The 472-nt window shown below is 72.9% G+C and carries 1 protein-coding gene and 1 pseudogene; both read right to left on the reverse strand.

The annotated features are described in order from the left end of the window. On the reverse strand, positions 1 to 252 hold a 252-nt coding region (locus BIV03_RS19690), incomplete at its 3' end, for a BON domain-containing protein (RefSeq protein ID WP_071295997.1). Continuing rightward, positions 249 to 472, reverse strand: a pseudogene (locus tag BIV03_RS19695) (hypothetical protein); the annotation flags it as partial. The gene BIV03_RS19690 and the pseudogene BIV03_RS19695, both read right to left, overlap by 4 nt.

The raw sequence follows: 472 nt of genomic DNA on the forward strand, positions 1-472 counted from the left end.
GACGTCGGCGTCGGTCTCCTCGGGGTCGCACGCGTACGCACGGACGACGATGCGGTTCTCGATCGCGTGCATCGGCACGCACTGTTCCGCGAGTCCGACGGCGGTCACCCGGTCGCTGTGGCAGCCCACGTCGCCGGTGAGCACGACGCGACCGTTCCGCAGCGCGACGTCGAGGGAGCTGGCGTCGAGGGAGTGCTCTGCTGCCCAGGCCCGGAGGATCCGGTCCCGCCGTCCCTCGCGGACGTGACTCACGGGGCGGCCTGGTCGAACAGCCGTCCCGTGATCGAGGTGGGCTCCAGGACGACCGTCGCGCGCTTCGGGGTGGCGAGCATCGACCGCAGCCGCTGGGCGCTGGCGTTGCGCGTGTCCGGCAGGTGGGCGGTGCCCTTCGCGACGACGCTCCAGGCGGTCCAGCCGTCGTGCTCGTCGGCTTCCACCACCATCTCGCGGCCGGCGTGCACGGCGTCGAGGA

Source organism: Curtobacterium sp. MCBA15_016 (assembly GCF_001865105.1).
In the GTDB taxonomy this organism is placed as follows: Bacteria; Actinomycetota; Actinomycetes; order Actinomycetales; family Microbacteriaceae; genus Curtobacterium.